The organism is Streptomyces sp. NPDC048383, assembly GCF_040651775.1.
In the GTDB taxonomy this organism is placed as follows: domain Bacteria; phylum Actinomycetota; class Actinomycetes; order Streptomycetales; family Streptomycetaceae; genus Streptomyces.
In genome coordinates this window covers 1-24,770 of sequence record NZ_JBEZKS010000021.1, presented here as the reverse complement: position 1 = coordinate 24,770, position 24,770 = coordinate 1, and the positions used below count along the sequence as shown (strand labels likewise).

26 protein-coding genes and 1 pseudogene are annotated in these 24,770 nt (G+C 71.4%); 16 read left to right on the top strand and 11 right to left on the bottom strand.

Translation table 11 applies throughout. From position 1 onward, the window contains the following. The first annotated feature begins 46 nt into the window (after positions 1 to 46). The 3 genes from fabG to AB0D46_RS16880 all read left to right on the top strand — a co-directional run bounded on the left by fabG (position 47) and on the right by AB0D46_RS16880 (position 2,224). Positions 47 to 766: a 3-oxoacyl-[acyl-carrier-protein] reductase gene (gene fabG, locus AB0D46_RS16890; protein ID WP_362878087.1), complete on the top strand. Its 720-nt coding sequence runs from the start codon at positions 47 to 49 to the stop codon at positions 764 to 766. A gap of 4 nt (positions 767 to 770) precedes the next feature. Then, the gene (fabI, locus tag AB0D46_RS16885) at positions 771 to 1,541 is read left to right on the top strand and encodes an enoyl-ACP reductase FabI (RefSeq protein WP_362878086.1); all 771 of its coding nucleotides are present in this window, start codon (positions 771 to 773) and stop codon (positions 1,539 to 1,541) included. 245 nt (positions 1,542 to 1,786) lie between these two features. Then, positions 1,787 to 2,224 (top strand): hypothetical protein, encoded by a 438-nt coding sequence (locus AB0D46_RS16880; protein ID WP_362878085.1) that lies wholly within the window; start codon positions 1,787 to 1,789, stop codon positions 2,222 to 2,224. Between the two features lie 30 nt (positions 2,225 to 2,254). Here the strand turns inward: AB0D46_RS16880 and AB0D46_RS16875 are convergent, their stop codons facing one another. After that, positions 2,255 to 2,926, bottom strand: coding sequence for a FadR/GntR family transcriptional regulator (locus tag AB0D46_RS16875; protein WP_362878084.1), 672 nt, complete (start codon positions 2,924 to 2,926; stop codon positions 2,255 to 2,257). A 136-nt stretch (positions 2,927 to 3,062) separates the two neighbouring features. Between AB0D46_RS16875 and AB0D46_RS16870 the strand changes: the two genes are divergently transcribed. The 4 genes from AB0D46_RS16870 (at position 3,063) to AB0D46_RS16855 (ending at position 5,472) form a co-directional block, all read left to right on the top strand. Further along, positions 3,063 to 4,346, top strand: coding sequence for an MFS transporter (locus AB0D46_RS16870; protein WP_362878083.1), 1,284 nt, complete (start codon positions 3,063 to 3,065; stop codon positions 4,344 to 4,346). Between the two features lie 5 nt (positions 4,347 to 4,351). Next, entirely contained in the window at positions 4,352 to 4,471 is a 120-nt protein-coding gene (locus tag AB0D46_RS16865; protein ID WP_281208317.1) for an SGM_5486 family transporter-associated protein, read from the top strand. Positions 4,472 to 4,631: 160 nt separating this feature from the next. After that, positions 4,632 to 4,862 (top strand): hypothetical protein, encoded by a 231-nt coding sequence (locus tag AB0D46_RS16860; RefSeq protein WP_362878082.1) that lies wholly within the window; start codon positions 4,632 to 4,634, stop codon positions 4,860 to 4,862. 88 nt (positions 4,863 to 4,950) lie between these two features. Then, positions 4,951 to 5,472 (top strand): histidine phosphatase family protein, encoded by a 522-nt coding sequence (locus tag AB0D46_RS16855; RefSeq protein ID WP_362878081.1) that lies wholly within the window; start codon positions 4,951 to 4,953, stop codon positions 5,470 to 5,472. 113 nt (positions 5,473 to 5,585) lie between these two features. On the opposite strand, the gene AB0D46_RS16850 is transcribed toward AB0D46_RS16855, so the two are convergent. From AB0D46_RS16850 to serB, 5 genes are all read right to left on the bottom strand, one after another. Continuing rightward, positions 5,586 to 6,389 (bottom strand): tryptophan 2,3-dioxygenase family protein, encoded by an 804-nt coding sequence (locus AB0D46_RS16850; protein WP_362878080.1) that lies wholly within the window; start codon positions 6,387 to 6,389, stop codon positions 5,586 to 5,588. Then, on the bottom strand, positions 6,382 to 7,329 hold the full coding sequence (locus tag AB0D46_RS16845; RefSeq protein ID WP_362878079.1) for a diiron oxygenase: 948 nt from the start codon (positions 7,327 to 7,329) through the stop codon (positions 6,382 to 6,384). The genes AB0D46_RS16850 and AB0D46_RS16845 overlap by 8 nt, the downstream gene beginning before the upstream one ends. Then, entirely contained in the window at positions 7,326 to 8,630 is a 1,305-nt protein-coding gene (locus tag AB0D46_RS16840; protein WP_362878078.1) for an aminotransferase class I/II-fold pyridoxal phosphate-dependent enzyme, read from the bottom strand. Before AB0D46_RS16840 ends, AB0D46_RS16845 begins: the two co-directional genes overlap by 4 nt. Continuing rightward, positions 8,627 to 9,439: an SDR family NAD(P)-dependent oxidoreductase gene (locus AB0D46_RS16835; protein WP_362878077.1), complete on the bottom strand. Its 813-nt coding sequence runs from the start codon at positions 9,437 to 9,439 to the stop codon at positions 8,627 to 8,629. The genes AB0D46_RS16840 and AB0D46_RS16835 overlap by 4 nt, the downstream gene beginning before the upstream one ends. A gap of 301 nt (positions 9,440 to 9,740) precedes the next feature. Continuing rightward, on the bottom strand, positions 9,741 to 10,940 hold the full coding sequence (serB, locus tag AB0D46_RS16830; protein WP_362878076.1) for a phosphoserine phosphatase SerB: 1,200 nt from the start codon (positions 10,938 to 10,940) through the stop codon (positions 9,741 to 9,743). Positions 10,941 to 11,300: 360 nt separating this feature from the next. On the opposite strand from serB, the gene AB0D46_RS16825 reads away from it, so the two are divergent. Further along, positions 11,301 to 13,835 (top strand): FHA domain-containing protein, encoded by a 2,535-nt coding sequence (locus tag AB0D46_RS16825; RefSeq protein WP_362878075.1) that lies wholly within the window; start codon positions 11,301 to 11,303, stop codon positions 13,833 to 13,835. A gap of 116 nt (positions 13,836 to 13,951) precedes the next feature. Here AB0D46_RS16825 and AB0D46_RS16820 read toward each other — a convergent pair whose 3' ends face one another. Then, complete coding sequence (locus tag AB0D46_RS16820; protein WP_362878074.1) at positions 13,952 to 14,599, bottom strand: transglycosylase SLT domain-containing protein; 648 nt, start codon at positions 14,597 to 14,599, stop codon at positions 13,952 to 13,954. A gap of 483 nt (positions 14,600 to 15,082) precedes the next feature. On the opposite strand from AB0D46_RS16820, the gene AB0D46_RS16815 reads away from it, so the two are divergent. The 3 genes from AB0D46_RS16815 to AB0D46_RS16805 all read left to right on the top strand — a co-directional run bounded on the left by AB0D46_RS16815 (position 15,083) and on the right by AB0D46_RS16805 (position 17,312). Beyond that, positions 15,083 to 16,246: a GAF domain-containing sensor histidine kinase gene (locus AB0D46_RS16815; RefSeq protein ID WP_362878073.1), complete on the top strand. Its 1,164-nt coding sequence runs from the start codon at positions 15,083 to 15,085 to the stop codon at positions 16,244 to 16,246. Further along, positions 16,239 to 16,889, top strand: a complete 651-nt coding sequence (locus tag AB0D46_RS16810) for a response regulator transcription factor (protein WP_362878072.1) — start codon at positions 16,239 to 16,241, stop codon at positions 16,887 to 16,889. The genes AB0D46_RS16815 and AB0D46_RS16810 overlap by 8 nt, the downstream gene beginning before the upstream one ends. Positions 16,890 to 17,066: 177 nt before the next feature. Further along, complete coding sequence (locus AB0D46_RS16805) at positions 17,067 to 17,312, top strand: chaplin (protein ID WP_362878194.1); 246 nt, start codon at positions 17,067 to 17,069, stop codon at positions 17,310 to 17,312. A 69-nt stretch (positions 17,313 to 17,381) separates the two neighbouring features. On the opposite strand, the gene AB0D46_RS16800 is transcribed toward AB0D46_RS16805, so the two are convergent. Further along, on the bottom strand, positions 17,382 to 18,164 hold the full coding sequence (locus tag AB0D46_RS16800) for a hypothetical protein (protein ID WP_362878071.1): 783 nt from the start codon (positions 18,162 to 18,164) through the stop codon (positions 17,382 to 17,384). Between the two features lie 133 nt (positions 18,165 to 18,297). Between AB0D46_RS16800 and AB0D46_RS16795 the strand changes: the two genes are divergently transcribed. From AB0D46_RS16795 to AB0D46_RS16780, 4 genes are all read left to right on the top strand, one after another. After that, positions 18,298 to 19,098: an ABC transporter ATP-binding protein gene (locus AB0D46_RS16795; RefSeq protein ID WP_362878070.1), complete on the top strand. Its 801-nt coding sequence runs from the start codon at positions 18,298 to 18,300 to the stop codon at positions 19,096 to 19,098. 57 nt (positions 19,099 to 19,155) lie between these two features. Continuing rightward, positions 19,156 to 19,584, top strand: a complete 429-nt coding sequence (locus AB0D46_RS16790; RefSeq protein WP_362878069.1) for an NfeD family protein — start codon at positions 19,156 to 19,158, stop codon at positions 19,582 to 19,584. Positions 19,585 to 19,669: 85 nt separating this feature from the next. Beyond that, positions 19,670 to 20,647, top strand: a complete 978-nt coding sequence (locus tag AB0D46_RS16785; protein WP_362878068.1) for an SPFH domain-containing protein — start codon at positions 19,670 to 19,672, stop codon at positions 20,645 to 20,647. 95 nt (positions 20,648 to 20,742) lie between these two features. After that, complete coding sequence (locus AB0D46_RS16780; protein ID WP_362878192.1) at positions 20,743 to 21,513, top strand: sulfite exporter TauE/SafE family protein; 771 nt, start codon at positions 20,743 to 20,745, stop codon at positions 21,511 to 21,513. A 60-nt stretch (positions 21,514 to 21,573) separates the two neighbouring features. Here the strand turns inward: AB0D46_RS16780 and AB0D46_RS16775 are convergent, their stop codons facing one another. The 3 genes and pseudogenes from AB0D46_RS16775 to AB0D46_RS16765 all read right to left on the bottom strand — a co-directional run bounded on the left by AB0D46_RS16775 (position 21,574) and on the right by AB0D46_RS16765 (position 23,581). Next, positions 21,574 to 22,077, bottom strand: a complete 504-nt coding sequence (locus AB0D46_RS16775; RefSeq protein WP_362878067.1) for an HNH endonuclease — start codon at positions 22,075 to 22,077, stop codon at positions 21,574 to 21,576. Between the two features lie 149 nt (positions 22,078 to 22,226). Beyond that, a pseudogene (locus AB0D46_RS16770) lies at positions 22,227 to 22,759 on the bottom strand (YbhB/YbcL family Raf kinase inhibitor-like protein). Positions 22,760 to 22,798: 39 nt separating this feature from the next. Next, the gene (locus AB0D46_RS16765; RefSeq protein WP_362878066.1) at positions 22,799 to 23,581 is read right to left on the bottom strand and encodes a sporulation protein; all 783 of its coding nucleotides are present in this window, start codon (positions 23,579 to 23,581) and stop codon (positions 22,799 to 22,801) included. A 119-nt stretch (positions 23,582 to 23,700) separates the two neighbouring features. On the opposite strand from AB0D46_RS16765, the gene AB0D46_RS16760 reads away from it, so the two are divergent. Next, the gene (locus AB0D46_RS16760) at positions 23,701 to 24,342 is read left to right on the top strand and encodes a DNA-3-methyladenine glycosylase (protein WP_362878065.1); all 642 of its coding nucleotides are present in this window, start codon (positions 23,701 to 23,703) and stop codon (positions 24,340 to 24,342) included. Positions 24,343 to 24,770 lie beyond the last annotated feature (428 nt).

The following is a 24,770-nucleotide window of genomic DNA, read 5'->3' as shown; positions in this document are numbered from 1 at the left end:
CCTATAGGTTTTCGGTAATCAAGACAGCTAGCGAAAGGGTGATCCGTTGAGCCGCTCGGTTCTCGTCACCGGAGGAAACCGGGGCATCGGCCTCGCCATCGCCCGAGCGTTCGCGCAGGCCGGCGACAAGGTCGCGATCACGTACCGGTCGGGCGAGCCACCGGAGGAACTCACCTCGCTGGGTGTTCTGGCGGTGCGCTGCGACATCACCGACTCCGATCAGGTGGAGCAGGCCTACAAGGAGATCGAGGACAAGCAGGGCGCGGTCGAGGTACTGGTGGCCAACGCCGGTATCACCAAGGACACGCTGCTGATGCGGATGTCGGAGGAAGACTTCGCGTCCGTCGTCGACACCAACCTCACCGGCACCTTCCGGGTCGTCAAGCGCGCCAACCGCGGCATGCTCCGCGCGAAGAAGGGCCGCGTGGTCCTGATCTCCTCGGTCGTCGGACTGCTGGGATCCGCGGGCCAGGCCAACTACGCTGCCTCGAAGGCGGCGCTGGTGGGCTTCGCCCGCTCGCTCGCCCGAGAGCTCGGCTCCCGCAACATCACCTTCAACGTGGTCGCCCCCGGCTTCGTGGACACCGACATGACGAAGGTGCTCACCGACGAGCAGCGCGCGGGCATCGTGGCCCAGGTGCCGCTGGCCCGGTACGCGCGGCCCGAGGAGATCGCGGCAGCCGTGAGCTTCCTGGCGTCCGACGACGCCGCGTACATCACAGGAGCCGTCATTCCCGTTGACGGCGGATTGGGCATGGGTCACTGATCACATGAGCGGAATTCTCGACGGCAAGCGCATCCTCATCACCGGGGTGCTGATGGAATCGTCCATCGCCTTCCACACCGCCAAGCTGGCCCAGGAGCAGGGCGCCGAGGTCATCCTGACGGCGTGGCCGCGTCCGTCGCTGACCGAGCGCATCGCCAAGAAGTTGCCGAAGCCGGTCAAGGTGATCGAGCTCGACGTCACCAACCAGGAGCACCTGGACCGCCTGGAGGGCCTGGTCCGTGACGAGCTCGGTGGCCTCGACGGCGTCGTGCACTCGATCGGTTTCGCCCCGCAGGACGCCCTCGGCGGCAACTTCCTGAACACGCCGTTCGAGTCGGTCGCCACGGCCATGCACGTCTCGGCGTTCTCGCTGAAGTCGCTCGCCATGGCCTGCAAGCCGCTGTTCCCGGCGGAGGGCGCGGCCATCGTCGGTCTCACCTTCGACGCGCAGTTCGCCTGGCCGCAGTACGACTGGATGGGTCCGGCCAAGGCGGCCCTGGAGGCCACCAGCCGTTACCTCGCCCGCGACCTGGGCAAGGAGAACATCCGCTGCAACCTGGTCTCGGCCGGTCCGATCGGCTCCATGGCCGCCAAGTCCATCCCGGGCTTCGGCGAGCTGGCCGAGGTCTGGAACTCCCGCTCGATGCTGGACTGGGACATGAGCGACCCGGAGCCGACCGGCAAGGGCGTCGTCGCCCTGCTGTCGGACTGGTTCCCGAAGACCACGGGCGAGATCGTCCACGTGGACGGCGGTCTGCACGCGATGGGTGCCTGACCCCGGGCATCCCCGGATCACGGCACCCCGGATCACGGCGTCCCGCGTCCGTACGGCGGTGGCCGCGCTTCCCCCTCGGGGGAGGCGCGGCCACCGCCGTCTCGCGTACGGGGGCCGGGATGCGGGCTCCGGTTCGATCGGATGTTCGTCGTCCGGCCGGATCTTTCCGAGTCGAAAACCCGGACAGATGACTGCAAACTGACCTCGTCGGGATCTTCCCGGCGTGGTCGGGGCGGAGGTACGGCGTGCGTACGAGGCCGAACCGGACGGTATCCCTGCTGATCACCTCGGTCGTGCTGACCGGACTCCTGATGCCGGGGGCCGTCGCGCAGTCCGCCGGGCCCGACCCCGCCCCCGGCCCCGAGGCGGCGGTCCCGGCGGTCGCGGACCTCGCCGAGTACCCGGCGGAGCCGCCCGTGGGGCCCGCGCCGTCCCTCGATCGGGCCCTGTACGGCGCCGACTGCGACACCTCGATCGAGGGCTCGCAGGTGACGGCGTACTGCCACAACGCCTATCCCGAGACCGACCTGATCCGGCTGCACGTGGAGTGCGACCGCTGGTGGGACGTGGACGGGGACGCCGCGGTCGTGGCCCTGGACCCGGCGGGCCGCATCCGGCTCACCGGCCGCTGCTGGAAGGAGGTCCGCTCGGCCTGGGTGACCCACCGCAGGCCGGCGACCTGAGGCGCGCGGGGACGGATCCGGCGCGGGCCGTCACTCCCGGCCCAGGCAGACGAACGGGTAGCCCGCCGCCTCCGAGGCCGCCGCGTCCGCGTCCCCGCCGCGGATCGCCTCGATCAGCCGGGCGTGGTCCAGGTGGGAGGCCGGCGTCAGCTCGGTGCCCACGTCCGTGCGCAGCCAGTCGGCCACCAGGTCGCCGAGGTCCGCGTACAGCTCGATCAGCACGTCGTTGTGCGAGGCCGTCACCACCGCCATGTGCAGACTGACGTCCGCCGCCACGAACAGCTCCGCGTCCCCGCTCTCCCACGCCTCCTCGCGCCGGGCCAGCAGCGCGTCCAGCTGGACGAGGTCCCGCGCGGTCCGCCGCTCCGCCGCCAGCCGGGCGGCCGAGGACTCCAGCGTCGAACGCAGCTCCGCGATGTGCCGCGGGTCGGCGCCGGCGAATCGCCGGTGCATCACCCCGGCGAGCTCGCTGGTGGCGATCACGTACGTGCCCGAACCCTGTCGGATGTCCAGCAGCCCGTTGTGGGCGAGCGCGCGGACGGCCTCGCGCACGGTGTTGCGGGCGACGCCCAGCAGCTCCACCAGCTCCGGTTCGGTGGGGATGCGGGAGCCGACGGGCCACTCGCCGGAGGTGATCTGGTTCCGCAGCTGGGTGATCACCTGGTCGACGAGCGCCGACCGGCGGGGCGAGGTCAGTGGCATGGGTTCCTCTCGGGCGGGACGCGGACTCCGGTGCGCCGTGAACTCGTGCGGGGCGCGAGTTCACGAGGGGCGCGAGCTCCAGTGTGACGTGAGCGCGACTGGACAATTAATCATCCCATGATTCTATGATGGTCGAATGTCCGACGAAGAAATCCAGACCCTCCCCCGCCCGCAGGCCGTCACCGGCCCTGTCGACCGGACGCTCCCCGCCGCCCACACCACCCCCCAGTGGCTCGGTCCGGTGCTCATCGTCGGAATCGTGCTGGCCGCCCTGAACCTGCGGCCCGCCATCACCAGCCTCGGCGCCCTCTTCGAGGAGACCCGCACCGGCCTGCACATGAGCGGCGCCGTCGCCGGGCTCATCACCTCGGTGCCCGCCCTCTGCTTCGCCGTCTTCGGCGTCACCGCGCCCCGGCTCTCCCGCCGCTTCGGGCCGGCCGCCGTCGTCTGCGCGGGCATGGCCGCCGTCGCCGCCGGACTGCTGATCCGCCCCTTCGCGACCAACGCCGCGGGCTTCCTCGCCGCCAGCGCCCTGTCCCTGGCCGGCATCGCCCTGACCAACGTCCTGCTCCCGGTCATCGTCAAGCGCTGGTTCCCCGACCGCGTCGGCACCATGACCGGCCTGTACTCCATGGCCCTGGCCGCCGGCACCTCCCTGGCCGCCGCCGCGACCGTCCCGCTGACCTCCGCCCTCGGCGGCAGCTGGCGCACCGGCCTGCTGATCTGGGCCGCCCTCGCCGCGGCCGCCGTACTGCCCTGGCTGCCCATCGCCGCCGCGAGCCGCCGCGAGAAGGCCGCCGCGCCCGCCGCCCCGCGCGAGGACAGCGGCCCCTCCGTCGTCCGCAGCCGCACCGCCTGGGCCCTGGCCTGCTACTTCGGCCTCCAGGCCACCGGCGCCTACGTCACCATGGGCTGGCTCCCACAGATCTTCCGCGACGCCGGGGTCTCCGCCTCCACCGCCGGCGTCCTGCTCGCCGTCACCATGGTCATGGGCGTCCCGCTCGCCTTCGTCATCCCCGGCCTCGCCGGCCGGATGCGCCACCAGGGACCCATCGCCGTCGCCCTCGGCCTCTTCGGCCTCGCCGGTTACCTCGGGCTCTACCTCGCCCCGGCCGCCGGCGCCTGGGCATGGGCGCTGCTGCTCGGCATCTCCAACTGCGCCTTCCCCCTCGTCATCACGATGATCGGGCTGCGCGCCAAGTCCCCGGCCGGCGTCGTCAAGCTCTCCGCCTTCGCCCAGAGCACCGGGTACCTCATCTCCATCCCGGGCCCGCTCGTCATCGGCACCCTCTACCAGCACAGCGGGGGCTGGGACCTGCCCCTCGCCCTGATGGCGGGCCTCCTCGTCCCGCAGATCGCGCTCGGTGTCCTCGCGGGACGGGACCGCACGATCGAGGACGAATGCGGCATGCGAAACTGAACGGCATGTCGCCCGTACTCGAACCGAACCCCCAGAACGGCCGCAAGAAGCTGGGCCTGGTGCTCGGCGCCATGCTCGCCGTGACCGTGATCATCGCCGTCATCGCGACCATCGCCTCCCCCTGAGCCCCGGCCCGCTCCCGCGGGGGTGGGGCCAACCCCACCCTCCCCTAGGGGGTCAGGCTCAGGGTCGACTGGGGTGCGCCCCGGATGGGAACCGCCGCTTCGGATCCATAGATTCGTAGCAGCGATCCAGTCCCGGCCCAGCACCCCCCCGGAGGCGGCCATGTCGGCCCCCGCACAGACCCCGTCCCGCACCGCGCGCCCCGCCCGCCGCCGCACCCCGGCCCACGCCGGCGCGAACGCCCGACTGCACTGGTGGGCACTGGCCCTGCCCGCCCTCGCCTTCGGCCTGCTCCTGCTGCTCCTCGCCGGATCCGGCGAGGCCCACGCGGTCCCCGCCGAGCCCTCGGGACTGATCCAGGTCACCCAGCAACTCCTGCGCGCCGTCGGCTGACCCCCCGCGCCGGGCCGCGCTCCACCGGCGGACGGCGGCCTCCCAACACCCTGCGCCCCGTGGCTCATTTCATGCGAAGCTGGGAGTCATGAGCGCCGATACACCCCGCAGGATCGCCCTCCTCCGGCACGCCAAGGCCGACTGGCCCCAGGTGGCCGACCACGAACGCCCGCTGGCGGAACGCGGCCGGAAGGACTCACCGGCCGTCGGGCTGAAGCTGGCCGAGACGGGCATCAGCTTCGACCTGGCCCTCTGCTCCACCGCCGCCCGCACCCGGGAGACGTGGAAGCTCGCAGTCCAGGAACTCCCGCACCGGCCGAGGACCTCGTACGAGGAACGCGTCTACGACGCCTCGCCGGGCGAGCTCATCGCCCTGCTGAACGAGACCTCCGACGAGGTCCGCGACCTGCTGGTCATCGGCCACAATCCGGGCATGCACGCCCTCGCCGACGCCCTCTGCGCCCGCGCCGAGGGCGACGCCCTGGCCCGGATGACGCGGACCGGCTTCCCGACCGCCGCCCTCGCGATCGTCTCCTTCACCGGCTCGTGGAAGTCGCTGGAGCACGGGGTGGGAACCCTGCTGGACTTCTGGACCCCGAAGGACCACTGAGCGGGCCCGCCGCCCGGGACCGGACGACGTGATCCCGGAGCCCCGGGTCCCGATCGCCGCGGAACCCGGGCCGCCCTCGTGAGCGGCTCGGGCTCCGGCGCGTCCGGGAGCCGTCACCGGCCGGGCGGCACCGCCGGATCCGCGCCCCGCGCCTCCCACAACTCCGTGTAGAACCGCCGGTACACCGCCGCCCGCAGGTGGGCCACGCCCGTGCTGCCCCCGGTGCCCGGCAACCCGCCGATCTGCCGCTCCACGAGCAGCGCGTGGCAGGCCCGCCACTCCGTCCAGACCTCGTCGTGGTCGACCAGTGCCTCCGCCAGCTCGGCCAGTTCGGCGAGCTCGGCCGGGTCCCCGTCGCGCGGGCGGTCCGCGAGGCGCGCGTACGCCGCCCGTCGGCCGTCCTGCGTCGCCACCTCGAAGCCGGCCTTGCCCAGCAGCCCGACGAACGCCTCCCACAGCGAGGGCTCTTCGAGCCGCGTCCGCAGCCGCTCCCGCTCGGCGGGGCTCAGCCCGGCCGCGACGCGGGCCCCGTACGGACCGTGCACCCAGTCCGCCCCGGACAGCGCCGAGATCTCCACGTACTGCGCGGACTGGGCGCCGCTGCTGCTGCCGAGCGCCCCGCGGAAGGCGTGGAACTCCCGCGGCGGCATGCCGCGCAGCGGATGGATCCCGGCGATCAGGGCCCGGGTGATCACCGCGCCGCGGGCCAGCCCGGCCCGGGCGGCGCGCGGGTCGCCGTCCAGGATCCGGTCGCGGGCCCCGCTCAGGTCGTCGAGGAGCTGCCCGAACCACAGTTCCTGCACCTGGTGGACGGTGATGAACAGGCGCTCGTCGCGCACCCCGTCGGCCAGGGGCACCTGGAGGGTCAGCAGTTCGGGCAGTCGCAGGTAGTCGGCGTAGGTGACGGTGTCAGACATCGGAGTCCTCCGGTGCGCGCAGTCCGTACAGGGCGAAGGCGTCGGTGACGCCGGGCAGGTCGAAGGCGTCGACCTGGGCGCACAATCGCAGCGTGGAACGGGAGATCGTCTGGATGCGGTCGATGCCCGCGTCCCCGCCGTAGGTGTCGGTCAGGACGGCTTCGGTGCGGTCCTCGTCCAGGCCGGCGCGGCGCAGCGAGTCGTACACCGGCTCCAGGTCCCAGTCGAGGGCGGCGCGGATCATCGCGGGCAGGGCCCGGGCGGCGAGGATCCGGCGCCGTTGGTCGAGGCGGGCCCACAGTTCGAGGAAGAAGGCGGAGAAGAAGCGGTGGTGGCGGCCCTCGTCCTTGGCGTGGTCGCGCATCAGCTCGCGCACCGTGCTCACCACGCTCGGGTCCTGCGGGACCTCGTTGAGGACGGCGGTGATCAGCGTCTCGAACACGACCGCCTGCAACTGCCCGGCGAGGATCGGGTCTTCGGGCAGCAGCCGGCGTCCGGTGTCCTGGAGCGCCGTGACGAACCCGCCGTAGTCGACGTCGGGCACGGCGATGCCGGTGACGGCCGCCACCTGGTCGGCGAGGTCCAGGCTGTACAGGGCGTGGTAGCCCTCGTCGCAGTACACCTTGAAGGCGTCCATCCGCAGCGCGGTGGGGAAGTGCAGGCCGGAGTTCCCGTTGGCGACGGGCTCGGCCGCCCCGTTGACGACCCGTGTCTCCAGGTGGGTGGTCGAGTGCAGGAACTGGTAGAGGTGCCGTACGGAGACCTCGCGGACCAGCTCCGGCTCCAGGGCCTTCACCTCGGGGTGGGACAGGTGCGGTACCAGGGCGTCGGGGAAGAACACCCGGCCCTGCTCGGCCTCGGCGTGGAAGATCCGCCGGACGCCGCCGCGTACGCCCGCGGTCTCGTACCAGCGGTCGAGGGGGCCTGGGGCCGTGCTCATGGGCGTCTTCCGTTCGGTGCGTGGGGGAGGGGGGCGGAGAGGTCCTCGCCGGTGGGGGCCGGCGGCGCGCCGGCCGGACCCGGGTGGGCGGCGATCCGACGGACCGCCTCGGCCACCAGGGGCGCGTCGACGGTGTGACAGAGCCGGAACCAGCCCGGCTGCGGGGAGCGGAACGCCCCGCCGGGCAGGATGCTGACCTTCGCGGTCTCGAACAGGGCGCGCCACAGCAGGCGTTCCGCCTCGAAGTCGGTGCCGGGCAGCCACCGGCGCAGGTCCAGCCAGACGGAGAAGCCCGCCTCGGCCGGGGCGTACGGGATGCCGTGCGCCTCCAGCAGCGCGACGAGGTGCCCGTACGAGGAGGCCAGCCGGGCGCGGCCCGCCGCGAGGAAGGCGGCGACCCACGCCGGGTCCGCGAGGAGCCCGGCGAGGGTGGCCTGGGTGGCGGTGGAGACGGGGGCGAAGTAGGCCATCGCCCGGGCCGCGTCGCGCACGCGCGGGGCGCGGGTGTGCAGGACGCCGGTCTTCAGGCCGGGCAGCCCGAAGTCCTTCGCGAAGCCCCACACCACGTGGGTGCGCTCGGCCCAGTACGGGTTGACGGCCGGATCGGCGGCGCTGGTGAAGGGGCGGTCGCCGAAGACGGCGTGGGCGTAGATCTCGTCGGAGATCAGGTCGACGTCGTGCTCGCGGACCACCCGCAACAGGTCGGCGAGGACCTCGGGCGGGTGCACCTCGCCGATCGGGTTGGACGGGGAGGACAGGGCGACCGCGCGGACCGTGGTGCCTTCGGACCGGGCCTCCTTCAGGGCCCGGTCGACGGCGTCGGCGGTCAGCCGGAAGCCGTCCTCCGGGGAGAGCGGGGCGGGCAGGATCCGGGCACCGGAACGGCCGCCGAGATCGGTGTCGAAGGCCCCGTAGTAGGGGGCGGGCACCACGATGGCCTCGCCCGGGTCGCACAGGACGGAGGCGATGGCGTCGAGCGCCCCGGTCGCACCGCTGATCACCACGAGGTCGTCGGCGTCCAGCGGGGTCCGGCAGGTCGCGGAGAGCAGGTCGGCGACCCGCCCGCGCAGTTCGTCGGTGCCGTGCAGCGGCGCGTAGCGGGCGCCGGCCTCGGTCAGCGGGGGAAGGGCGGCGAGCTTGTCGCGGAGCAGGTCCCACAGCAGCCGGTTCTCGGCGGTGCCGAGGTTGAGGTAGCCGTCGGGGCGCAGCAGCGCGTCGTAGGGCTCGGCCTCGGCGCGGAAGTGGGCCTCGGCGATGGCCGGGGTGTCGGCGAGGAGGCGGGCGGCCTGGCGGGAGATCATCGGGCCCTCCCGCTGTCGACGCCGGCGGCGGTGAGCAGTCCCGGGTTGACCCCGAGGCCCATGGAGGCGTCGATCACGGCGCCGTGGAGCGAGGTGGAGTGCTCGCCGGCCAGCCACCAGATGAGTTCCGCGATCTCCTCGGAGCGGATCAGGCGCCTCTTGGGCAGCCTGGACGTCAGGTCCGCGAGTTCCTCTGGGGAGAGCTGGTCGAGGGTGCTGGCCTGGAACATCGCGGTCTCGACGGCGCCGGGGCAGACGGCGAACACGTCCACCGGGCTGTGTACGAGGTCGGCGGCGAGATGGCGGGTCAGGTACGTGAGCGCGGCCTTGCTCATGCCGTCGGCGGGGTGGAAGCCGGGGAACTGGAAGATCCCGCCGCCCACGCTGGAGACGTTGATGATCTTGCCGTAGCCGTTCTCCACCATGCCGGGAAGTAACTGTTCGGTGAGCCACAGCGGGCCCACCGCGTTGATCCGGAAGAACTCCGAGGCCTTCTCGTGCCGGGCGCCGTCGGTGTAGTGGTCGATGGTCTTGGATCCGACGGCGGCGTTGTTCACCAGGACCTCGACCGGGCCGGGAAGCCGGTCCAGGAGCCGTTCGTGGTCCTCCCAGTTGCCCTGGTCGAAGGGGAAGGCCTCCACCTTGGCGTGGCCGGTGAGGGCCAGTTCGTGCACCAGCTCCTCGGCCCGGGCCCGGCCGTTGCGGTAGGTGAACCAGACCGTCCAGTCCTCTTCCAGGGCGAACCTCTCCACGCAGGCCCGGCCGATACCGCCCGAACCCCCGGTGACGAGGACACTTCGAGTCACCATTGTTTCCCCTTGAACGATCACGACAGAGCGATGGGCGCCGTCGCGTTCACGACAGCGCGGTCACAGTATTTGTCGCAAGTGCGCCGCGAATAGCGCGACTTCGAGCGACCGTTGGCCGGGACTGCTCTTGTGCCGGGGCGCATTGCGTTGATCCGCCATGCCGTGCGCCGCTCCCCGGACGCCGGTCGTGGCCGGTTCGGGCGCCCGGCGGAGGGCTTCGGGTGGCCGGATACGAAAGACCGCCCGGCCGGAAGAACCCGGCCGGGCGGTACGGAACGTCGGATGTGGTGCCTCTGGCCCGTCAGGCCAGGTCAGCGGCCTCGACTTCCTCGCGGGTGATGCCGAGCAGGTACAGGACGGCGTCCAGGAAAGGCACGTTCACCGCCGTGTGCGCGGCCTCGCGCACCACGGGCTTCGCATTGAAGGCCACTCCCAGACCCGCCGCGTTCAACATGTCGAGGTCGTTGGCACCGTCCCCGATCGCCACCGTCTGGGCCAGCGGAACACCCGCCTCGGCGGCGAATCGCCGCAACAGCCGGGCCTTGCCGGCACGGTCCACGATCTCGCCCGTGACCCGGCCGGTCAGCTTGCCCTCCAGGATCTCCAGAGTGTTCGCCGAGGCGAAGTCCAGTCCGAGCCGCTCCCGCAGGTCGTCCGTCACCTGGGTGAAACCGCCCGAGACCACGCCCACCTGGTAACCGAGGGTCTTCAGCGTGCGGATCAGCGTCCGCGCGCCCGGGGTCAGCCGGACCTCGGAGCGGACCTTGTCGATCACCGAGGCGTCCAGCCCCGCCAGCAGCGCGACCCGGGCGTGCAGGGACTGCTCGAAGTCCAGCTCCCCGCGCATCGCCCGCTCGGTCACCTCGGCGACCTCGGCCTCGCAGCCCGCGTGCGCGGCGAACAGTTCGATGACCTCGTCCTGGATCAGGGTCGAGTCCACGTCCATGACGACCAACCGCTGCGCGCGGCGGTGCAGCCCCGCCGAGACCACGGCCACGTCGACGCCGATCTGCGCGGAGGCGGTGGCCAGGGCGGTGCGCAGCGGAGCCGTCTCCACGCCGGACACGGCGAACTCGACCGCCGTCACCGGATACTTGGCGAGCCGGAAGATGCGGTCGATGTTGCCGCCGGACCCGGTGATCCGAGCCGCTATGGCCGCCGTGGACTCCGCGGTGAGCGGGTGCCCGAGGACGGTCACGTGGGAGCGGCCGCTGCCGCGCGGCCGGTTGTCGCCGGTCCCGGAGAGGATCTCGGCCTGGAGCTTGAGCGACTCTGCCCAGCTGTGGACGGTGGCCCGCAACTCGCCCTCGCCGGCGCCGGCCGGTTTGGTGACGAGGGCGCACAGGACGATGCGGCCACGGGTGACGACCTGCTCGATGTCGACGACATCGACGGAATAGGCGGCGAGGGTGTCGAACAGCCCGGCGGTGATCCCGGGACGGTCCTTGCCGAAGATCTTGACGAGGAGGGTGGGGACGTCGGAGGTCTGCGAAGCGCTCATGGTGCTCTCACCGTATCTTCCCGGCCCCGCCGGACGGACATCCGTCCCACTCCCTGAGCCGCCCCCTTCGCACGGGCCCGTCCGCCGCCCCGCACCGGCCCCGCACCGGCCCCGCAGGGGTCCCGCACCGGCCCCGCACCGGCCCCGCAGGGGTCCCGCACCCGGGCGGATCCCGGGCGAGAAGTCCCCGTATCTCACTCTCCGGGCGACTTCTACCCCCGCCCGGGGGCGACCGCGGGCACCCCCGTCGGGCCCCGATTCCACATGTGGCCGCAGGCCTGAAATAGTTCCCCCGGATGTTCGCCATCCCTAGACTCCCTGACGTCAGGGGGATTCTCGGGGGACTTAAGTGGGGCTGGAGTGCCGGAACTCGTACTGGAATTGAATGGCAGGACCTGGACGCTGGATCCGTCCCGGTCGTACTCACTGGGGCGTGATCCCCAGGGCGACGTGGTGATCGACGACGCCCGGGTGTCGTGGCGGCACGCCACCATCACCTGGAACGGCCGGAATTGGGGCATCGAGGACCACGGCAGCACCAACGGCACCTACGTGCACGGAGCGCGGGTCCAGCAGACCGAGCTGGTACCCGGCACGCCGGTCCACCTCGGCAACGCGACCGACGGACCGCGGCTGAACCTGACCGCCGCCGCCCCGGCCGCCGCCCGGTCCGCCCCGGCCTACCAGGTCCCGGCCGCGCAGGGGCAGGCGCACCAGCAGGCCCCGGCCTACCAGGCCCCGGTCCAGCAGCAGCCCTGGGAGCAGCCGCCGCAGCACCAGCAGCACCAGCCGCAGCAGCACCAGGCCCAGCAGCCGCACGTGCCGCAGCAGCAGGGCGGCGGCCCGGCGCAGAGCGCGCCGAACCCCGGCCACCACGACCACCGCAGCCCGACGACGTTCCACCAGCTCTCGCTGGGCAACGTCATGCGCATCGGTCGCGCGCTGGAGAACGAGCTGGTCGTCTCCGACCTCCAGGTCTCCCGCCACCACGCCGAGTTCCGCTCGATGCCCGGCGGCCGCTTCGAGATCCACGACCTCGGCAGCCACAACGGCACCTACGTCAACGGTCAGCCGCTGGCCAAGTCCGGTACGGCGCTCCTCGGCCCGAACGACATCGTCGGCGTCGGCCACTCGACGTTCCGCATCGTCGGCGACCGGCTGGAGGAGTTCGTCGACACCGGCGAGGTCTCCTTCTCGGCCCGCCACCTCACCGTGACCGTCGACGGCGGCAAGCAGATCCTCAAGGACGTCACCTTCGGCGTCCCCGAGAAGTCGCTGATCGGCGTCATCGGCCCCTCCGGTTCCGGCAAGTCGACGCTCCTGAAGGCGCTGACCGGCTACCGGCCCGCCGACCAGGGCGACGTCCTCTACGACAACCGAAACCTGTACAAGCAGTTCGCGGAGCTCCGTCAGCGCATCGGCCTGGTCCCGCAGGACGACATCCTGCACAAGGAACTCAAGGTCAGCACCGCGCTCAAGTACGCGGCCAAGCTCCGCTTCCCCGGCGACACCGCCGAATCCGAGCGCGTCGCCCGCATCAACGAGGTGCTGCGCGAGCTCAAGCTCGACGTCCACAAGGACAAGAAGATCACCTCGCTCTCCGGTGGTCAGCGCAAGCGCGTGTCCGTGGCCCTGGAGCTGCTCACCAAGCCGTCGCTGATCTTCCTGGACGAGCCGACCTCCGGCCTCGACCCGGGCATGGACCGCGACGTCATGCAGCTGCTGCGCGGTCTCGCCGACGACGGCCGCACGGTCCTCGTCGTCACCCACTCCGTCGCCGAGCTGGCCATCTGCGACAAGCTGCTCGTCATGGCGCCCGGCGGTTCGGTCGCCTACTTCGGCCCGCCGGACGACGCGCTGAACTTCTTCGGCTACAGCACCTGGGCCGACGTGTTCTCCGCCTTCGAGGAGTTCCGCGACTACGACTGGGCCGGCCGCTGGAAGGGCTCGCAGCACTACCAGCTGTACGCCGCCGACATCGACGCCGTCGCCCCGCAGTCCGTCGCCTTCCCCTCGCCGCAGCAGATGCGCCCGCCCAAGCCGCAGGGCTGGGGCTCGCAGCTCTGGACGCTGATCCGCCGCTACGTCTCGGTGATCGCCTCCGACAAGGGCTTCATCGGCCTCATGCTGATCCTGCCCGCGGTGCTGGGCGTGGTCTCCACGGTCATCCCCGCGACCTTCGGACTCGCGCCCCCGCGGCCGCCGTCCCAGTTCAACGGCGACGCCGGCACGATCATGCTGATCCTCGCGGTCGGCATGTGCTTCTCGGGCGCCGCGAACTCGGTCCGAGAACTGATCAAGGAACGCGTCATCTACGAACGTGAGCGCGCGACCGGCCTGTCCCGGTCCGCGTACCTCATGTCGAAGGTGATCGTCCTCGGCGTCATCACGGCCGTCCAGGGCGTGGTCATCTGCGCGATCGGCTTCTTCCCGCGCGACCTGCCCGCCGAGGGCCTGCTGATGCCGCCGGCCGTCGAGCTGTGCCTGTCGGTCATCGCCCTCGGCTTCACCTCGATGATGTTCGGCCTCGTGATCTCCTCGCTGGTCAGGACCGCCGAGAAGACCATGCCGCTGCTGGTCATGTTCGCGATCGTCCAGGTCGTCTTCACCGGCATCCTCTTCCAGGTCTACGACTCCCCGGGCCTGGAACAGTTCGCCTGGCTGATGCCCTCCCGCTGGGCCATCGCCGCCGCCGGCGCCACGCTGAACCTCGGCAGGCTCATGCCTCCGTGGGACCGCGACAACCCGACGAACACCGACCCGCTCTGGGACGCCACCATCGGGCAGTGGAGCCTGAACATCACCGTCCTGCTGCTCATCGGCATCGCCTGCGGCTTCCTGGTCCAGCGCCTGCTGCGCCGCCACGAGCCCGAGGTCATGCGCGCCGGCAAGTAACGGCGCCGCGCACGCGGGCCCCGCGCCCCGCCGGCGCACGAAAACGCCTCAGGGCGGCCACCCGGTTCCGGGGGCCGCCCTGAGGCGCATGGGGGGTTCTGGGGGGCGTCGGCGGCCTAGTAGGCGCTGTTGACGTTGTCCATCGAGCCGTAGCGGTCGGCCGCGTAGTTGCAGGCGGCGACGATGTTCGCGACCGGGTCGTACTGGTCGAACTTGGTGCCCTTGACGTGGTACGCCTTGAAGGTCGGGAGGATGACCTGGAGCAGCCCCTTGCTGGGAATGCCGTTCTGGGCGTTGATGTCCCACTTGTTGATCGCCAGCGGGTTGCCGCTGGACTCGCGCATCACGTTCTTGTGGATACCGGCGTACGAGCCCGGAATCCCCTCGCGCTTCATGATGAAGAGCGCTTCCTTGATCCAACCGTCGAGGTTGTTCGCGAAGACCGGGGTGCGGACGGCGGACCGGCTCGCGGCCGCCGTCTTGTCGCGCTCCGCCTTGGCGGCGGCCGCGGCCTTGGCCTTCGCGGCCGCCGAGTCCTTCGCCAGCTTGTTCGCGACGGCCTGCTGCGCGCCGAGGTGCTGCTGTACCGAGGGGGTCCACGCCACCGGAGCGGCGTTGATCGTCACCGCCTGCTGCGTCTGCGCGGCACCGGCCGGGACGAGGGAGAAGGCGAGCGCGGCGGCACCGAGCGTGGCGACGCCGGCAGCGGACAGCTTGTGTGCCTTCGTCAGACGACTGTGACCGGGAGTGCTGGAAGCAGACATGGCGGGGCAACCTCTTCGAATAGCGGGAGTCGCAGGAAGGCGCCGCTCGGATCCGGGATCCGCGGCGCTGTGCGACGTCGACATTCTTAGCGGTGGCAAAAACGCCTGGCAAAGGTGTGACGTACGATCCCGCTTAGTGGATCAGGGCCCCCGGACGAAGCGGGAATGACGGACACCGCACTAGGCGCACCGGACCTGACAGGACCTTTACCTGTCCACTACGCAGCTTCGTAAGTGATGTGGGTCCTATGCCGGGGCTCACATCGGGCACGTAACGGTCTCACCAGGTGTTGCGACAGCAATGCGCAACGTGACCGCCGGCCCGCCCGCCTCATCCCTGAGGAGGACCCCACCCCTTCCCGCCTCGTCCCCGGGGCAGAGCCGGCGCCCGCCCGACCCCCTCCCTCCGCCGTACGCCCCGGGCCGCCCGACCTAGGCCCGAAGCCCGATCCCGCAGGTCAGGGCCGCCGGTACGGTGAGCCCATGCACTACGGACCCTGTACGGGACTCGCTGCCGTCAGCACCGCGCTGCTCGCCATGAGCCGCCGCCTGGAGGTCCACGACGTACTGCGCACCATCGTCGCGTCGGCCCGCGAACTGCTCGACGCCGAGTACGCCGCCCTCGGCGTCCCGGACGACCACGGGGGCTTCGCCCAGTTCGTCGTGGACGGCATCAGCGAGGAACAGTGGCGCCGCATCGGCCCCCTGCCCCGCCAGCACGGCGTCCTCGCCGCGATGCTCCACCAGGACGCCCCCGAGCGACTGGCCGACGTACGCCAGGACCCGCGCTTCGGGGGCTGGCCCGCCGCCCACCCCGACATGTCCGCCTTCCTCGGCATGCCCATCAAGGACGGCGAGGAGACCCTGGGCGCCCTCTTCCTCGCCAACAAGCGCCACGCCCACGGCGCCCCCGCCGACGGGAGCGACCGCCCCGGCTTCACCGACGAGGACGAGGAGCTCCTCTCCCTCCTCGCCCAGCACGCGGCCATCGCCCTGACCAACGCCCGCCTCTACGAGCGCAGCCGCGAACTCACCATCGCCGAGGAACGCTCCCGCCTCGCCCACGAGCTGCACGACGCCGTCAGCCAGAAGCTCTTCTCCCTGCGCCTGACCGCCCAGGCCGCCGCCGCCCTCGTGGACCGCGACCCCGGCCGGGCCAAGGGCGAACTCCACCAGGTCGCCGTCCTGGCCGCGGAGGCCGCCGACGAACTGCGCGCCGCCGTGACCGAGCTCCGCCCGGCCGCACTGGACGAGGACGGCCTCGTCGCGACCCTGCGCAACCACGTCCGCGTCCTGGACCGGGCCCACACCGCGCACGTCTCCTTCACCAGCGACGGCGTACGGGCCCTGCCCGCGACCCAGGAGGAGGCACTGCTGCGCGTCGCCCAGGAAGCCCTCCACAACGCCCTGCGGCACTCCGGCGCCGACCGCGTCGAGGTCACCCTCGCCCGGACCCCCGCGGGCGGCGCGGTCCTGCGCGTGCGCGACTGGGGGTGCGGCTTCTCCCCTTCCACGGTCCGCAAGGCCGGCCGGCACCTCGGCCTGGTCTCCATGCGGGACCGCGCGAGCGGCTCCGGCGGACGGCTGGAGGTCCGCTCCGAGCCCGGCGAGGGCACCACGATCGAGATGGAGGTACCAGGTGGCTGACACCCCGGCCCGCATCCGCGTCCTGCTCGTCGACGACCACCAGGTGGTCCGGCGCGGCCTGCGCACGTTCCTGGAGGTCCAGGACGACATAGAGGTGGTCGGCGAGGGCGGCGACGGCGAGGAGGGCATCGAGCGCGCCGAGGAACTGCGGCCCGACGTCATCCTGATGGACGTCAAGATGCCCGGCCTCGACGGCGTCGAGGCCCTGCGCCGGCTGCGCTCGCTGGGCAACCCGGCACGCGTCCTGATCGTCACCAGCTTCACCGAGCAGCGCACGGTCGTCCCCGCCCTGCGGGCCGGCGCGGCCGGCTACGTCTACAAGGACATCGACCCCGACGCGCTGGCCGGAGCCATCCGTTCCGTCCACGCGGGCCACGTCCTGCTCCAGCCGGAGGTGGCACAGGCGCTCCTCGCCCAGGAGGACCAGCCCTCCTCGGCCGGTCGCCCGGGCTCCCTGACCGACCGCGAACGCGAGGTCCTCGGCCTGATCGCGGACGGCCGCTCCAACCGGGAGATCGCCCGGGCGCTGGTGCTGTCGGAGAAGACGGTCAAGACGCACGTCTCGAACATCCTGATGAAACTGGACCTCTCCGACCGGACCCAGGCCGCGCTGTGGGCGGTCAGGCACGGAATGGTGGAGTAGGACGGAACGGCGGAGCGCGGCGCGCTGATCAGATCATCGGTGCGCGCACGGCGATTCAGCAGAGATTCATACGGTCGGGTGTATGTACCCCACATGGCGTATCCCGGCCGTCGGCCGGGCGTTCTCCATGGCGTGCCGCGACGGCTGGTCGCGGCAGACGTACTGGAGGACGAGAACGTGAAGAACTTCAAGAAGGCCGCAGCCGTCACCATGATCGCGGGCGGCCTCGTCGCCGCCGGCGCGGGTGTCTCCTCGGCGCACGGCGGTGCGTCCGCGGAGGGCGTGGCCCAGCACTCGCCCGGCGTGGCCTCCGGGAACCTGCTCCAGGTCCCCGTGAACGTCCCCGTCAACGTCGTCGGCAACACCGTCAACGTGATCGGCCTGCTCAACCCCGCCTTCGGCAACTTCGGCGTCAACCACTGACCCACGCCCGCGGCCCCGCTTCCCCACCTCTCCCCGGGAAGCGGGGCCGCGGCGCGGTCGGTTCCGGCGTCAGCCCCGCTCGCGTTCCTCGACCGCCGCGTTGTACGCCGCCACCAGGGCCCGCCGCGCCACCCGCTCCACCGGCCGCAGCGCCTCCGAGCGCGCCGCCATCTCCGAGGCGGCCACCGCACCGCCGGGCCCGTTCGCGTACGCCAGCGACACCAGCAGGTCCACCCGCTGCGCCAGCGCCAGCACCCGTACCGCCCGCGGCGGATACCCCGGGGCCAGGACGTCACGCCCCGCCTCCGCCCGCGCCCGGTACGCCGACAGGGCCGCGTCCGCGACCGGCCCCGACCCCGCCACGTCCAGCCGGGTCAGGACGACCGTCGCCTCGCGCAGCGCCTCCGCCAGCTCCCGCTCCGCCTCCCCGAGCGACGGCACGTCCGCCGGCGGGGCCTCCCGCACCGGCAGGCAGTGCCAGGTCACCGAGACGTGCAGGTCCCCGGCCGGCCCGGCCTCCGCCACCTCCGGCACCAATCCCAGCGCCGCCCCCACCGCGACCACCGCCTCCTCGGCCTCCAACGCCCGCGCGTTGAACTCCGCCGGCCCGCTCAGCCCCAACGGATGCCCCGGCGCGGGCAGCGCCACCCGCAGCCCGCTCACCCCCAGCACCCGCAACCGGCCGAGCGCCAGCGTGAGCCCCACCGGACCCGATTCCCCCGGCAGCCCGGACACCCGGTGCACGGCGTCCTCACCGACGATCGACGACGCGGCCTCGTCGGGCGACACCAAACCGGCCAGCAGCGCGTTCCCCCAGGCGGCCAGCCGCCCTGAACGTGGTTCGAAAAGCATCCCCCCACTTTACGGATCGGCCCCGGCACCCGGCCCCGGAACCGGACCCCTCCCCGAGTGGCGTAGGTTTTCCCCAGGGGCTGCGCCTGCCGGCGCACAGAGAACCGTGACTGCAAGGGGTGACAACACGCTCATGAGCGATGTTCTGGAGCTGGTGGACGTATCCGTGGTCCGCGAGGGCCGGGCTCTGGTGGACCAGGTCTCCTGGTCGGTGAAGGAGGGGGAGCGCTGGGTGATCCTCGGCCCCAACGGCGCCGGCAAGACCACCCTGCTGAACCTCGCCTCCAGCTACCTGTACCCCACCAAGGGCACCACCACGATCCTCGGCGGCACCCTCGGCAAGCCGGGTACCGACGTGTTCGAGCTGCGCCCCCGCATCGGTGTGGCCGGCATCGCCATGGCCGACAAGCTGCCCAAGCGGCAGACCGTCCTGCAGACCGTGCTCACCGCCGCCTACGGCATGACGGCGACCTGGCACGAGGAGTACGAGGACATCGACGAGCAGCGCGCCCGCGCCTTCCTCGACCGCCTCGGCATGACCGACTACCTGGAGCGCAGGTTCGGCACGCTCTCCGAGGGCGAGCGCAAGCGCACCCTGATCGCCCGCGCCCTGATGACCGACCCCGAGCTGCTCCTCCTCGACGAGCCCGCCGCCGGCCTCGACCTCGGCGGTCGTGAGGACCTCGTACGCCGCCTCGGCCGCCTCGCCCGGGACCCGCTCGCCCCCTCCATGGTCATGGTCACGCACCACGTCGATGAGATCGCCCCCGGCTTCACCCACGTCCTGATGATCCGTCAGGGCAAGGTCGTCGCCGCCGGCCCCATCGACCTCGAACTCACCTCCCGCAACCTGTCCCTCTGCTTCGGCCTCCCGCTGGTCGTCGAGCGCAACGACCACGACCGCTGGACCGCCCAGGGACTGCCCCTGCGCTAGCGGTCCGTACCGGTCGCACCCTGTCCCGACCGCGTCCGACCGACCTACCATGACCATGTGGACATCGACGCATGGGTGTGGTGGCTCATCGGCGCGGTCGGACTGGGCATCCCCCTGGTCCTCACCGCCCTACCGGAGTTCGGCATGTTCGCCGTCGGCGCGGTGGCGGCCGCCGTCACGGCGGCCCTCGGCGGGGGAGTGGTCGCCCAGGTCCTGGTGTTCGTGATCGTGTCCGTGGCGCTCATCGCCGTGGTCCGCCCGATCGCCAACCGGCACCGCAACCAACGCCCCCAACACCGCAGCGGCATCGACGCGTTGAAGGGCAGGACCGCCGTCGTCCTGGAACGCGTGGACGGCAGCGGCGGCCGGATCAAACTGGCCGGCGAGGTCTGGTCCGCCCGGAGCCTCGACGCGGACACCAGTTTCGAACCCGGCCGGTCCGTCGACGTCGTCGACATCGACGGAGCGACCGCCGTCGTGATGTGAGAAAGCAGCCGACCCGCGGCCCCGGGGTCTGCGAGACTCCGCTCAACGGGGCAGCACAGACAGCCGGAAGGGCACGGGGAACCGCATGCAACCGATCATCATCGTCCTGATCATCCTGGTGGTTCTGGTCTTCATCGCCCTGGTCAAGACGATCCAGGTGATCCCGCAGGCCAGCGCAGCCATCGTCGAGCGCTTCGGCCGCTACACCCGCACGCTCAACGCGGGCCTCAACATCGTCGTCCCGTTCATCGACTCGATCCGCAACCGCATCGACCTGCGCGAACAGGTCGTGCCGTTCCCGCCGCAGCCGGTGATCACCCAGGACAACCTGGTCGTCAACATCGACACCGTCATCTACTACCAGGTGACCGACGCCCGCGCCGCGACGTACGAAGTGGCCAGCTACATCCAGGCCATCGAGCAGCTCACCGTCACCACCCTGCGCAACATCATCGGCGGCATGGACCTGGAGCGGACCCTGACCTCCCGCGAGGAGATCAACGCGGCCCTGCGCGGAGTCCTCGACGAGGCCACCGGCAAGTGGGGCATCCGCGTCAACCGCGTCGAGCTCAAGGCCATCGAGCCGCCGACCTCCATCCAGGACTCGATGGAGAAGCAGATGCGCGCCGACCGCGACAAGCGCGCCGCCATCCTCCAGGCCGAAGGTGTCCGGCAGTCCGAGATCCTGCGCGCCGAGGGTGAGAAGCAGTCCTCCATCCTGCGCGCCGAAGGTGACGCCAAGGCCGCCGCCCTGCGCGCCGAGGGCGAGGCCCAGGCCATCCGTACGGTCTTCGAGTCCATCCACGCCGGCGACGCCGACCAGAAGCTCCTCGCCTACCAGTACCTCCAGATGCTCCCGAAGATCGCCGAGGGCGACGCCAACAAGCTCTGGATCGTGCCCAGCGAAATCGGAGACGCGCTCAAGGGCCTCTCGGGCGCCATGGGCAACTTCGGCCCCATGGGCGGCGGCAGCCCGAGCGGCTTCAACCCGCAGAACAACGGCAAGGGCGGCACCGACACGACGGGCGCCGGCGACCGGCGCGAGCAGCCCCCCATCGACTGACCCGGCCTCCCCTCGTGCATGATCGGTGAGGCCCCTCGACCTTCATGGCGGGGAGGCGACTCACTCACGCAAAGGGGATGGCTCCGTCCATGTCCATGTCCATCTGGGAATCACTCGCGGTCCTCGCCGCCGGAATCGGCGCCGGCACGATCAACACCATCGTCGGCTCCGGCACCCTGATCACCTTCCCGGTGCTCCTCGCCACCGGCCTGCCCCCGGTCACCGCCAACGTCTCCAACACCCTCGGCCTGGTGCCCGGCTCCATCAGCGGCGCCATCGGCTACCGCAACGAACTCAAGGGGCAGCGCGACCGCATCCTGCGCCTCGGCGCCGTCTCCCTCGTCGGCGGCCTCGCGGGAGCGGTCCTGCTCCTGGTCCTGCCCCCGGAGTCCTTCGACACGATCGTGCCCGTCCTCATCGGACTGGCCCTCGTCCTCGTCGTCCTCCAACCCCGCCTCGCCGCGTCCCTGCGCCGCCGCCGGGAAGCCGCCGGCGCCGACACGGCGGAAGGCGAAGGCGGCCCCGTCCTCCTCACCGGCATGCTGTTCTCCAGCGCGTACGGAGGGTACTTCGGTGCCGCCCAGGGCGTGCTCTACCTCGGCCTCATGGGCCTGCTGCTCCACGAGGACCTGCAACGCGTCAACGCCGTCAAGAACGTCATCGCCGCCCTCGTGAACGGCATCGCCGCCGTCTTCTTCCTCTTCGTCGCGGAGTTCGACTGGACGGCCGTCCTCCTCATCGCCGTCGGCTCCACGCTCGGCGGACAGATCGGCGCGAAGGTCGGACGCCGCCTCCCGCCGACCGTCCTGCGCGGAGTCATCGTGACGGTCGGAATCCTCGCCATCGTCCAGATCCTGCTCCGCTGAACGACGTAGGAGACATACGCCGCCCCGCGCACCCGGCAACCGGGCGCGCGGGGCGGACGACTAAGCGGACCGCGACAGCCACTCCGGCAGCGGGTCCCGCCCGCCCACCCCCAGCGCGAGCAGCATCGCGTCGGCCGGCGACGGCACGAACGGTTTGCGCAGCAACGGCATGCCGGCCTCCTCGGGAGTCCGCGCCGCCTTGCGGTGGTTGTCCTCGGCGCAGGAGGCCACCGTGTTCAGCCAGGAGTCCCCACCGCCCTGGGCGCGCGGCAGGACGTGGTCCACGGTCGTCGCGCGCTTCCCGCAGTACGCGCAACGGTGTTGGTCCCGGACCAACACCCCCCTCCGTGACCAGGGAGCATGTCTTCGGAAGGGCACCCGCACGTACCGGCAGAGCCTGATCACCCGCGGCATCGGAAGCTCCATGGTGGCCGCCCGCACACGCAGCTCGGGATGCGACTGCTCGACCACGGCCTTGTCCTGGAGCACGAGCACCACCGCCCGGTTCAAGGTCACCGTCGACAGCGGCTCGAAGCTCGCGTTCAGCACCAGCGTGTCCCGCATCTCGCCCACCTCCCGTGTGCAGGCCCGCGACCACACCGGCGGCAGGGCCCGTCACCACTCTGGCCGCGCGCGCCACGCGGGACAACGCAATAAAAATGCCCGGTCCTGGCCGTCTTTAGACCAGGACCGGGCAAACGTTCGGCGAACGATCAGCCCGCGGGCTCCGCGTACTCACCGATCAGCTGGGCCCGCCCGAGGGTGTGGAAGCGCAGATTGAACCCGACCACGGCGGGGGACACGTCCCCGTCCGGCCCGAGCTTCTCCTGATCCACCGCGTACACCGTGAACACGTACCGGTGCCGCTCCCCGGCCGGCGGGGCCGCTCCGCCGAAGTCCTTCGTGCCGTAGTCGTTGCGCACGTGCACGGCCCCGGCGGGCAGTCCCTCGAACTTCCCGCTGCCCGCCCCGGCCGGCAGCTCGGTCACCGAGGCCGGCAGGTCGAACAGCACCCAGTGCCAGAACCCGCTGCCCGTCGGCGCGTCCGGATCGAAGCAGGTCACGGCGAAGCTCTTCGTCCCCTCGGGGACCCCTCCCACCGCAACGCCGGCGAGACGTTCCCGCCCGACAGCACCTGGTCCCCGCCCAACTCCGCGCCGGACGCCAGATCGGCGCTCGTCACGGTGAAGGAGGGGACCTCCGGGTGGAAGGCGTGGGGGAGGGGCGCCCTGTGCTGCTCAACCACTGTTGAACCTCCTGATCGACTGCGCGTACCGGTCCGAGCCTAGAACCAGTTGCGCTGCGAACCGACGGACGCGATCCACTGGTTCAGGTACGCGGCCCAGTCGGTCTCCTGGTACGACTGCAGCCCCACCTGGAAGCAGCGGTAGGTGTCGCTGCCCTCGCTGAACAGCCCCGGCTTCTTGTCCATCTCCAGCACGACGTCCATCTCGCGCCCGTCGGAGACGAAGGTCAGCTCCACCTGGTGCAGCCCGCGGTACTGCGACGGCGGCAGGAACTCGATCTCCTGGTAGAACGGCAGCGTCTGCCGGGTCCCGCGGATGTGCCCGCGCTCCATGTCCGCACTGCGGAACGAGAAGCCCAGCTGCCGGAACGCGTCGAGGATCGCCTGCTGCGCGGGCACCGGGTGCACGTTGATCGGGTCCAGGTCACCGGCGTCGACCGCGCGCGCGATCTCCAGCTCGGTGCTGACCCCGATGTTCATCCCGTGCAGGTGCTGACCCCCGAAGTGGGTGATCGGCGTCTCCGCCGGGATCTCCAGCCCGAACGGCACCACGTGCAGTGCGCCGGCCTGCACCTGGAGGGCACCCCCGAGACGCTGCTTCGAAAAGACGACGTCCTGCTTGTACTCCTGGTCGCCGCCCTCCACCTCCACCCGCGCCTGCAGCCCGACGGACAGCCCCTCGATCTGCTGCTCCACGGACCCGCCCTGGATCCGCACCTCACCCTGGACGATCCCGCCCGGCACCACGTTCGGCTCGGTGATGATCGTGTCCACCGACGCACCGCCGGCACCCAGGCTCGCGAACAGCTTCCTGAACCCCATGCTCAAACTCCCCTTAAGGCCTGTACGAAGGACGTGGCGACTCACGCGCCTACCCCCTTTACCAACGCGGAACCTTAGGCCCCGGTTGCAGGGAGGCGCGTTCCGTTACGCTCGACCGGATGAGCGCGCGCCCCGACCGTACGCCCCTGCCCCGTTCCTTCTTCGACCGCCCGGTCCTCACGGTGGCCCCGGACCTGCTGGGCCGCACCCTGGTCCGCCGCACCCCGGACGGCCCCCTCGAACTGCGCATCACGGAGGTGGAGGCGTACGAGGGACAGGCCGACCCCGGCTCCCACGCCTACCGCGGCCCCACCGCCCGCAACGCATCGATGTTCGGTCCGCCCGGACACGCGTACGTCTACTTCATCTACGGCATGTGGTTCAGCCTCAACCTGGTCTGCGGCCCGCCCGGCCACGCGAGCGGCGTACTCCTGCGCGCCGGCGAGATCACCGTCGGCGCCGACCTGGCCGCCAAACGTCGGCTCTCAGCCAAATACCCGCGCGAACTGGCCAAGGGCCCCGCCCGTCTGGCCACCGCCCTGGACGTGGACCGTTCGCTCGACGGCACCGACCTCTGCGCCGGCCCGGACTCCCCCCTGTCCCTCCTCACCGGCACGGCCACCCCGGCCGACCTGGTGAGCAACGGCCCGCGCACGGGAGTGGGCGGCGCCGGCGCCGCCCACCCGTACCGCTACTGGATCACGGACGACCCCACGGTCAGCCCGTACCGCGCTCACGCACCACGCCGCCGGACAACTTGACTCCACCCTTCCGGACGCCTAACGTAGTCCGAGCCGCTTGAACGGGGCACTGCCTCAGCAGACCCCCAGAACGGCCAAACCACTACCTACGACTTACCCCTGGCGGGGTCCTTTTCGGCATGCCCGAATTACTCGCCGTCGGCTCGATTATGAGTCGCGAGGGGGAAGCGCTAACGTAGCGGAGCGCCGAAAGGCCAAAGACCCCCAACGGTCACCGAATTCAAATTCAGGTCGACAAACGGCCCGGAAATGATCTGGTAGAGTTGGAATCGCCGGAAAGGGAAAAGCGCGGAAGCGCATGACCTGGAAAGCACCGAGGAAATCGGGCCCGAGAGAGTCTGATAGAGTCGGAAACGCAAGAACAGAACAACACAGAACGAAAGCCCGGAGGAAAGCCCGAGAGGGTGAGTACAAAGGAAGCGTCCGTT